This window comes from Bacillus sp. CH140a_4T, from assembly GCF_008923725.1.
Taxonomy (GTDB): Bacteria; Bacillota; Bacilli; order Bacillales; family Bacillaceae_G; genus Bacillus_A.
In genome coordinates, this window is sequence record NZ_WBPF01000006.1 from 86810 (window position 1) to 98315 (window position 11506).

The following is an 11506-nucleotide window of genomic DNA, read 5'->3' on the forward strand; positions in this document are numbered from 1 at the left end:
CTTATATTTACATTGTACGTTTTGGAAAACTTAGGAAACAGTATGATGCGTCATAACATCAATATGACAATTGTCATGTATTCCTTATGAGAGGAATCAACCCACATACCGCAAGCGAGTAGCAGGACGAAAATAAACATGATACAATCGGATAAGATATATATTCGAGGAAGGACAGTGGTTTTCATGATTATTCGTAATGAACAGGATTTAGAAGGCTTACGAAAAATCGGCCGCATCGTTGCGCTTGCACGTGAAGAAATGAAAAAAGAAGCGAAGCCAGGTATGACAACGAAAGAGCTTGATTTGATCGGTAAAAAAGTATTAGATGAGCACGGTGCTATCTCTGCACCTGAAAAAGAATATGATTTCCCTGGTGTAACTTGCATTAGTGTGAACGAAGAAGTTGCTCATGGTATTCCAGGAGATCGCGTATTAAAAGACGGCGACTTAGTAAACGTCGACGTATCTGCTGCACTTGATGGCTATTATGCAGATACAGGTATTTCATTTGTACTTGGAGAAGATGAAGCAAAAGAAAAGCTTTGCCAAGCAGCTGTTGATGCATTTTGGGCAGCAATGAAAAAGGTGAAAGCTGGTTCAAAGCAAAATCAAATTGGTCGTGCTGTTTCAAACTTTGCACATAAAAATGGATACAATGTGATTCAAAATTTAACTGGTCACGGCATTGGTCTTAGCTTACATGAAGCACCAAATCACATTTTAAGCTACTTTGATCCAATGGATAGTGCACTTCTAAAAGATGGTCTTGTTATCGCTGTAGAGCCATTCATTTCTATGAAAGCTGATCATATTATCGAGCGCGGTGACGATGGTTGGACATTCGTTACACCTGACAAAAGCCTTGTTGCACAATGTGAACATACAGTTGTTGTAACACGCGGCGAACCGATAATCTTAACAGAAATATAAAATTAAAAATGACCGTTTTTTAGAATTTTTCTACTAAAACGGTCATTTTTAATTTTTGGAAAATATTTGTTAAACCGCTGTTGAACTCTTTATCATTTAAGTATATAATCTTTAGCGAAGGTTATTCATAATCATCTTCAAGAGAAGATAACACTATTATCAAAAGGGATACCTTCTTTTTTCATATGTAAAACAGCTTCAAAAATGACCGCAGTAATGATTTAGTCGAATATTATAAATAACTTATATTCCACTAAATCCGAAAAGGAACTGTACCATCTTAACTTCGGTCCACAAATTGTACAACTCTCTCTAGGCAAAAAGTTAATTTTCATAAATGTAATAAGTGACATTCTTAAGATACAATTATCTCAATTTCATATTACATAAATGAATATTTTCAAAGTGCATATTGTCTTCAACCTAACCAAAATCAACCCTATTCAGATTTTTTCCACACAATTTTAAAGCAAAAAACAAACTTTTAACTTGGGATACATTACTTTGGTTAGCATGTATCGTAAAACTTACCTTTATGACTATCCAGTTCATAACACATTCACAAGAAAATGCTCTTGTATATAAAGGTCTGATATCGTTCCTTTTATCAGCATACTTTCGACATATTTTGTCGAATTATGTATATTCCAGATTTTTACGTTACTTTATATATGCCTTTGATTAAACATCTATTCTGTCAGAGAACGTACATAGAAACGGAGGGATAGTAGCAACAAATACTTTATAACAATTAACTTTTTTTATATTCCATTTGTTCATGTGGAATATATTCCTCAGTGAACAAATGAATGTTCAAAGGAGGCAAAATGAAAAAACTTTTCAATATATGTTTAATTGTATTTGTACTATTTTCACAGTTTATTAGTTTCCCGTACAATCAGGCAAAAGCTGAGACTTTAAAGGAAACTTCATTATTTGACACTGTTGAGATGAAAGATGCAACGGATCACATTATTGATGAAGCAAAAAATCCTAACAACTTAATAAAGATAGGATCAACCATTCAAGTAGAATATGCTTGGTCAATAAAGGATCAACAAGTTGTACATGCAAACGATACAGCAGTAATTCAAATACCACTTGCATTAAAAGTATCTAAAGATTTGCAAGGAGATTTAGTAACAGATCAAAAAAATATTGGTCAATATTTTATAACAGCTAACGATAATAAATTAAAACTAATATTTAATGATCAAGTAGAAAATTCGAAAGATGCTAAAGGAAAAATTAAAGTTGATGCTGTGTTTAACCCAACTTTAAAAACTGAGGAAAAATCAGTTCAAATTGCTTTTCCTTTAGGGACACTGGTTCAGCCTATAACAGTTCCTATTCAAGTAGAAAATTCTAAAGAAGATGGCACCAAACAAGATACTAATAAACAAGTACAAGATCGAGTAGGTAAACCTGTTACTGATAACCCGGAGCAAGATTCAGCAACTAAACCTGCTACTGACAACCCAGAACAAAACCCAGCAACTAAACCTGTTACTGATAATCCAGAACAAAACCCAGCAACTAAACCTGTTACTGATAATCCAGAGCAAGATTCAGCAACTAAACCTGCTACTGATAATCCAGAGCAAGATTCAGCAACTAAACCTGCTACTGACAACCCAGAACAAAAGCTAGCAAACGATCCTGCTGAGAATACAAATTCAGGTCCAAAGCAAATAACAACAAACATTTTAACGGGTGTAAAGTTAACGGACAAAGACGGAAAACCATTTACAGAGGATAACCGTCCAAGTACAGATTCCCCTGCCAATATTGAGTTTACATGGGAACTTTTAAAATCAATGAATGTGAAAAGCGGAGATTACTATATTTTTGATCTTCCTAAACACTTTAAAATTTACAATACAATTAACAGTCCTTTATACGATAGTGAAAACAATCCAATTGGTAATTTTACTGTTACAAAAGATGGAAAAGTCACGATGACATTCAACGATTATGTTGAAGAACATCCAGATGTTGTTGGTAACCTACAATTAAAGACAGAATTTAATAAGGCTGAAATTAAAGGTACAACAACACAAGAAATTCCTTTCCCAATTAAAGATAAAGATGTTTCTATTACAGTTGACTTTAAGCCTACTGTACAAACAACTACGAATAAAAAAGGGTTACCTGATAGACCAATTAATACAAATGAAATTAATTGGACAGTAGAGATGAACAAAACGAAAGAAACTCTTAAAAACGCTGTTTTTAAAGATAACATCCCACAGGGTACAAGTTTAAATAAGGATTCTATTAAAGTTTACTATTTAGAAGTTGATGTTAACGGGAACACAACACGTGGTAAAGAAGCTGATCCAGCAGATTACAAGATTATTTCATCAGATGGCTCAAAATTGGAGATTGCTTTTAAAGATTCTATCAATAAAGCGTATCAAATTGAATATGCTACAAAAATTACTGATGAAAACGTAAAAAGCTTCCAAAATAACGTTACGATAACGAGTGATAATCAAAAGCAACAAAACGCAAGCTCTACTGTAACGGTCTCTCGTGGTACACATTTAAACAAAACAAGTAAATATGATCCAAAGACGCAAACAATTGAATGGACAATTACTTACAACGGTGATCAAAAAAATATCAAAAAAACAGATGCACTTTTAAAAGATATTTTTGACGATACACATGAACTAGATGCAAATTCTATCGTTGTGAAGAACGCTTCATACGATGATAAAGGAAGACTTGTAACGGGCGACACTGTTAATAATTACACTGTAAGTAACAAGAAAAATGGATTCGATTTACAGTTTAATGAGGATATTAATAGTGCTTATGTAATTACCTATAAAACAAAGCCAACTGATAATGTCATAAAAGATGGAAAAGTAAAAAATACAGTTACGGCTGATAATGACTCAAGTAAAGAAAATGAGGCTAGCTTCCAGCAGCAAAATATTATTAAATCTAATAATAAAGCTGAAACAAACTATAAAGACAAAACAACAACCTGGACAATTACGGTAAATAATAACAACTATCCATTAAACAACGCGATTATTACGGATACCTTTGACCATGGTGGATTACAATTAAAAGATAAAAAACTAGAAATTAAAGACGGAGATTATACCCTTCAAGCTGGGACTGATTATGTTTTAGATGTAACAGATAAAGGTTTCACAATTACCCTTATAGGTACATATCAGTCTAATATGACAAAGACATTAGTCGTAAAATATACGACAGACTTTGACTATACAAAATTAGAAAGTGGTAAAACTTCATTTAAAAATACAGGTAACCTATCTTGGATAGATGCAGGGTCCAATCCACAATCAAATAAAGTTGAAGCGGAATTTGATCCTGATACTTTCACAAAGGCGAATGGATATAAATACGGTTCTTATAACGCCCAAACGAAAGAAATCACTTGGGTAATAGGTTTTAATTATAATAATGTTGAGATTAAAGATCCATATGTTATAGACGTAATACAAGATAAACAAAAGTTAGTACCAGGATCAATTGAAGTGCGCCATATGATTTTAAATGGAAGCCCAGATAATGCAAGACCTGGTGATGCTGTACCAATTGAGCAGTATGAACTTGAAGAACCTACAGATAAAAATAAAAACACCCTACAGGTTCATTTCAAACAATCAATTAATTCACCTTACTATATTATCTTTAAAACAAGCCTCGATGGTGAACTTATCCAAGGCACCTACAAAAACGAGGCAGAGTTAAAAGATGGCTCTAAAATTGTAAATACTCTTAAAGGTGACGCTCAAGTAAATAAAGGTGGCAGCTTCGTTACTAAAAAAGCTGTGCAAGACGACAACTATATTAATTGGAGTATTGCAATTAACGAAAGCCAGTCAACCATTGCAGACGCAGTTGTAACAGACGATCCAACAGACAATCAGGTGCTTGTGGCAGATTCATTCCACTTATATCCTACAACTGTTGATCCATATGGAAATTTAACAAAAGATACAGCAAATGAATTAAAACAAGGAACAGACTATAAGTTAACGATCACAACAGACAATAATACTGGAAAACAACATTTCGAAATTGCTTTCTTGAAGAAAATTGATCGAGCTTATATTTTAGAATATCGCTCACTTATTAATGCAGACGATAAAGAAAAAGTGAGTAATAAAGCAAAAATCGCTGGCAATCAGTTAACAGTTAAGAATACAGAAACTGTTGAAACGATTGAAGTGAGAATGTCTTCCGGTTCAGGCGGAGGATCTGCTACTAAAGGGCGCGGAAACCTGGAAATTATAAAAGTAGATAACGACAATAAGAAAGTACCATTGTCCGGGGCAGAATTTACTTTATATGATCGTACAGGAAAAACCGTTATCCGCGAAATAACAACAGACAAAGATGGTATTGCTAAGTTTAATAACTTAAAGCGTGATAAATATTTATTAAAAGAAACAAAAGCTCCTGAAGGCTATGTAATTAGCTGGGATTTAAAACAGGGAAAAATTGTTGAACTTGGTTCACAAGAGACTACAACATATACACTTGCAAATAAGAAATTTGTCGGTAAAGTAGTTTTAACAAAGTCTGATGACCTGAATAAAAACGTAACACTGCAAGGTGCCGTTTTCACACTGCTTGATAAAGACAAAAAAATAATTTCAGAACACGAAAAATTAACAACAAATGATAAAGGTCAAATTACTGTAGATAATTTAAAACCAGGAACGTACTACTTACAAGAAACAAAAGCTCCTGAACATTATAAATTAGATGATCGACTGATTGAGGTTAAAATCGCGGAAGATCAAACAAGAGTAATAAACCGAACTGCAACAAATAGTTTACTTCCAGGATCGGCCATTTTAACAAAAGTCGATAAAGATGGAAAAACTTTAGCAGGTGCGGAGTTCAGTGTACGCGATCGACATAACAATGTAATTCGCGGATACGAAAAATTAACGACAAATGATCAAGGACAAATCGAGGCAAAAGATTTACGCCCTGGCGATTATCAATTTGTCGAAGAAAAAGCACCTAAAGATTACGACATAGATAAAAAACCAATTGAGTTTACAATTGTAAAAAGCCAAAAGAAAGCAGTTACTGTTACTGCGACGAATCATCTCATCAAAGGTGGCGTCACCTTAACAAAAGCTGATGATATCGATGGTACAACTCTTGCGGGAGCTGTATTTAAAATTGTTGACGCAGATGATGAAAAGAAAGTCATTCGCGAAAATGTAAAAACTGGCGCAGATGGTATTTTAACTGTTAAAGACCTAGAGCCTGGCAAGTATAAATTTATTGAAACGGAAGCTCCTAAGGATTATGTGTTAAATGCAAATCCTATCGAGTTTACAATCGATAAAAGCCAACAGTCTTTTGCTACCGTGAAAGCAACAAACAGTTTAAAAACAGGAGAAGTGGAACTATTAAAAGTTGACGAGTTTGGCGAGAAAAAGCCGCTAGAAGGTGCAGTATTCAAACTTGTCGATGCCAATAATAATGAAGTTCCCCCTCACACTAACTTAACTACCGATAAAAAAGGGAAATTTAAAGTTAGTAATTTACGTCCTGGTACGTATAAATTTATTGAAACAGCTGCTCCTGAACATTACGTTTTACGAGCAGAACCTATTGAATTTACAATCGATAGAAGTCAGAAAGAAACTCTACTTGTGAAAGCTGAAAATGCTTTAAAACCAGGAGATGTTGAATTAACGAAAGTTGATGATATCGACGGTACAGTTCTTGCAGGTGCTGTATTTAAAATTGTTGATGCTAATGATGAAAAGAAAGTCATTCGCGAAAATGTAAAAACTGGTGCAGATGGTAAAGCTATCGCTACTGGCTTACGCCCTGGCGATTATAAATTTATCGAAGTAACAGCACCGAAGTATTACGATAAAAATACAAAGCCTATCGAATTCACGATTAAAGAAAGTCAAGGAACTTCACCAATTACTGTTACTGCTAAAAACAGCTTAACAAAAGGCGGTATTGAATTAACAAAGGTGAATGCTGCAGATGAAAAGGAAACACTTGAAGGTGCAGTATTTAAAATCGTTAATAGAGATACGAATGAAGATGCTCGTACGGAACTTGTTACGAATAGTAAAGGAATGCTAGTTGTTGACGACTTACGTCCTGGTAACTATAAACTTATCGAAACAAAGGCTCCAACTTATTACGATGCAAATGTAGAACCTATTGAATTTACAATCGAAAAAGGACAACAAAAACTTCTTCCACTTACATTTAAAAATAGTTTAACGAAAGGAAAAGTTAAACTTATTAAAGAAGATGATGTGGAAAGTAGTATCGCTCTTGCCGGCGCGGTGTTCACATTACAAGACGCAACTGGCAAAGAAATTGCGAAAAATTTAAAAACAGATGATTACGGAGTGCTAGTTATTCCTGATTTAGCACCAGGAGATTACCAATTTATTGAAACATCAGCTCCTGAACATTATAAATTAGATCAAACACCTATTAAGTTCACGATTAAAAAAGGTAGCAAGGATGATCTACCAGTCCCTGTCACTGTAAAAAATAGTTTACTTACAGGTGGCGTTACTTTAACAAAAGTTGATGACGTTGATGGCGCTACTCTTAAAGGCGCAGAATTTATCATTGTTGATGCTCATGATACTAAAAAGGTAGTTCGTAAAGGGTTAACTACTGATGAACATGGTAAAGTTTCTGCTTCTGATTTACGCCCGGGTGACTATCAATTTATTGAAGTAAAAGCTCCAAAAGACTATGACTTAAGGAAAGATCCTATTCCGTTCACTATCGAAAAAAGTCAAAAAGAAAATATTACAGTTACTGCTACCAACAGCTTAACGAAGGGTGGCGTCATTTTAACAAAAATAGATGACATCGATCGTACAATGCTGAAAGATGCAGTATTTAAAATTGTTGATATGGATGGTAAAGACGTTCGCACAAACCTTGTTACAGACGACAAAGGCGAAATTTCGGTTTCTGACTTACGTCCTGGAGACTATCAATTTGTTGAAACAGCTGCTCCTGAACATTATGTGTTAGACGAAACACCGATTCCATTTAAAATTGAACGAAACCAAACGACAAAGATTCCCGTTACAGGGAAAAACACTTTGAAAAAAGGTAGCGTGGAATTAACAAAAATTGACGATATTGATACTGATACGAAGCTCGCTCATGCTGTATTTAATTTATTAGATGCAGACGGAGAAGTAGTTAAAGAAGGATTAAAAACAAATGATGAAGGAAAAATTGTTGTTGAAAACCTACGTCCTGGTACGTATCAATTCGTTGAAACAATAGCTCCTGAACATTACGATTTAAATAAAAAACCGATCGAATTTACAATTAAGAAAAGCCAAACTGAAACGCTTCATGTTACGGCCAAAAACGCCCTAACAAAAGGTGCAGTGGAACTTTCTAAAGTAGATGACATCGATGGTACTAAACTTGAAGGCGCAGTATTTAACATTGTTGATATGAAGGGTACTGTAATTCATAAAGACCTTGTTACAAATAGTAAAGGGAAAATTGAAGTTAACGACCTACGTCCTGGTGATTACCAATTCATCGAAACAGAAGCTCCTAAGCATTACGTTTTAGATGAAACACCAATCAATTTCACTATTGAAAAAGGACAGAAGGAGACTATCTCTTTAACCGCTAAAAATAGTTTAAAACAAGGTAGTATCGAATTAATTAAAGTAGATGATTTAAATGATCAAACAAAACTTGCTGATGCCGTGTTTAATTTACTAGATCAAAACGGTAAAGTACTTAAAACGGATTTAAAAACGAACGGTGAAGGAAAAATCATTGTTGAAAACTTACGTCCTGGTACGTATCAATTTGTCGAAACAACGGCTCCGAAACATTATGATTTAGACAAAAAGCCAATGGTAGTTACAGTTGAAAAAAGCCAGAAAAACATTGCTACTGTTACTATGAAAAATAGTTTAACAAAAGGCGGCGTTGAACTTATTAAAGTAGACGACGTCGATGGTACTACACTTGAAGGCGCAGTATTTAACATTGTTGATATGAAGGGTACTGTAATTCGCGAGAATCTTAATACAAATTCACAAGGTAAAATTAGCGTTTCTGACTTACGTCCTGGTGATTATCAATTCATCGAGACAAAGGCTCCGAAACACTACGATTTAAATAAAGAACCAATTCCTTTCACGATTGAAAAAGGACAAGCCGAACCGATTTCTGTTACTGCTAAAAATGGTTTAACAAAAGGTGCGGTCGAACTTTCTAAATTGGATGACGTCGATGGAACTGCCCTTAAAGGCGCAGTATTTAACATCATTGATTTAAGTAATGGAAAAGATGTCCACATTAATCTTACGACAGATGCCGATGGAAAAATCTCTGTTCCAGATTTACGTCCAGGAGACTATCAGTTTGTTGAAACGAAAGCTCCTGAACACTACAAATTAGACAGTACACCGCTTAAATTTACAATTAAGAAAAGCCAAGCAGAGAAACTACAAGTCACTGCTACTAACAGCTTAATTGAAGGCGCTGTTGAATTAATTAAAGTGGATGATATAAATCCAGATACAAAACTTTCTGATGCAGTATTTAACATCATTGATGCGAAAGGGAAAATTGTTCGCACGAATTTAACTACTGATAAAGACGGGAAGGTTTCTGCTTCTAATTTACGTCCAGGAGATTATCAATTCGTTGAAACGAAAGCTCCGAAAGATTATGATTTAAATAAAAAACCGATTCCTTTCACTATCGAGAAAAGCCAGCTAACTCACATTTCTGTTACTGCTAAAAATGGCTTAACTAAAGGTGGCGTGGAATTAACGAAAGTTGACTCTTTAGATGCGAAAGAAACGCTGGAAGGCGCGGTATTTAAAATTACTGATATGAACGGTAACGACATTCGTACGAATTTAGTTACTAATAAAGATGGAAAAATCATCGCTAAAGACTTACAACCTGGAGACTATCAATTTATTGAAACGAAAGCTCCTACTCATTATGACTTAAATGAAGATCCGATTAAGTTCACAATTGAAAGAAGTCAAACAAAACATGTCTTCGTTACAGCTACGAACAGCTTAACGAAAGGTAGTGTGGAGTTAATTAAAGTCGATGATGTTGAAGAAAACACAACACTTGAGGGTGCGGTATTTAAAATTGTTAATAAGGATGGACACGACGTCCGTACTGATTTAATTACTGATAAAAACGGCCGTTTAGTTGTGGATGAATTACCACCAGGAGACTATGAGTTTATCGAAACGAAAGCTCCTAACCATTATGACTTAAACGAAACACCTATTAAGTTCACAGTTAAAAAAGGGCAAGAAAAAATCGCTTCCGTTACCGCTACAAATAGCTTAACGAAGGGCGCTGTTGAATTGATTAAGATTGATGATGTTAACAACTCTACTCTCGAAGGGGCTATCTTTAAAATTGTTGATATGAACGGCAATGATGTTCGTTCCGATTTAACTACTGATAAAGATGGAAAGATTACTGTTTCTGATTTACGTCCTGGAGACTATCAATTCGTTGAAACGAAAGCTCCTACTCATTACGACTTAAATCAAAACCCTATCAACTTTACTGTTGAAAAGAGTCAAACAGCTACAGCTTCTGTTACTGCTACGAATAGCTTAACTAAAGGTTCAGTCGAATTAACTAAAGTCGATGACGTCGACGGTTCTACTCTTGAAGGGGCTATCTTTAAAATTGTTGATATGAACGGCAATGATGTTCGTTCCGATTTAACTACTGATAAAGATGGAAAAATTTCTGTTTCTGATTTACGTCCGGGAGACTATCAGTTCGTTGAAACGAAAGCTCCTACTGGATACGATTTAAGCGCTAAGCCAATTCCTTTCACAATTACGAAAGGACAATCTCAAGTTACTTCTGTTACAGCTTTAAATAGTTTAACAACAGGTTCAATGGAGTTAACTAAAGTTGATATGGATCACCATGGAACACTTGAAGGTGCCATTTTCAATATTTTAGATCAAGACGGAAAAGTAGTACGAGAAGGTTTACAAACAGACGGGCATGGTAAATTAATCGTAAATGATTTGAAACCTGGTAATTATCAATTAGTGGAAACAAAAGCTCCTACAGGCTATCAATTAGATGCATCACCAATAAACTTTACAATTGAAAAAGCTCAAGCTACACCACTACAAATTACAGTTTCAAATAAAAAAATCGATTCTTCATCAGGTGGAGATGATAAACCAATTACTCCTCCTAATAAAGAAGAGGAAACAGGGAAAGAAACTTCTGAAGAACTAGAAAAAGGGAATCCTGAAACACATGGTAACGGAACTTCCGAAGAACTAGAAAAAGGAAACCCTGAAACACAGATAAACAAACAGCAAGATGGCCGAAATACGGGTAAAGAACTTCCAAATACAGGTCACAAAAATGATCCTACACAAACAGTAGGTATCGTACTTATACTAGCTGGATTGTTAAGTATTTTAGCTACAAAACGAAAAAAATATTATTAATAGTTTTTCACACCCAATCAAGTGATCATTTGATTGGGTGTTTTTTTATACAAAAAAGAACGATACCTAGC

General features: G+C 34.7%; 2 protein-coding genes. Both read left to right on the forward strand.

The genetic code is table 11. The annotated features are described in order from the left end of the window. Window positions 1–138: 138 nt before the first annotated feature. Complete coding sequence (map, locus tag F8162_RS06905; RefSeq protein WP_151630159.1) at window positions 139–933, forward strand: type I methionyl aminopeptidase; 795 nt, start codon at window positions 139–141, stop codon at window positions 931–933. An 827-nt stretch (window positions 934–1760) separates the two neighbouring features. Beyond that, window positions 1761–11435 (forward strand): SpaA isopeptide-forming pilin-related protein, encoded by a 9675-nt coding sequence (locus tag F8162_RS06910; RefSeq protein ID WP_151869326.1) that lies wholly within the window; start codon window positions 1761–1763, stop codon window positions 11433–11435. Window positions 11436–11506 lie beyond the last annotated feature (71 nt).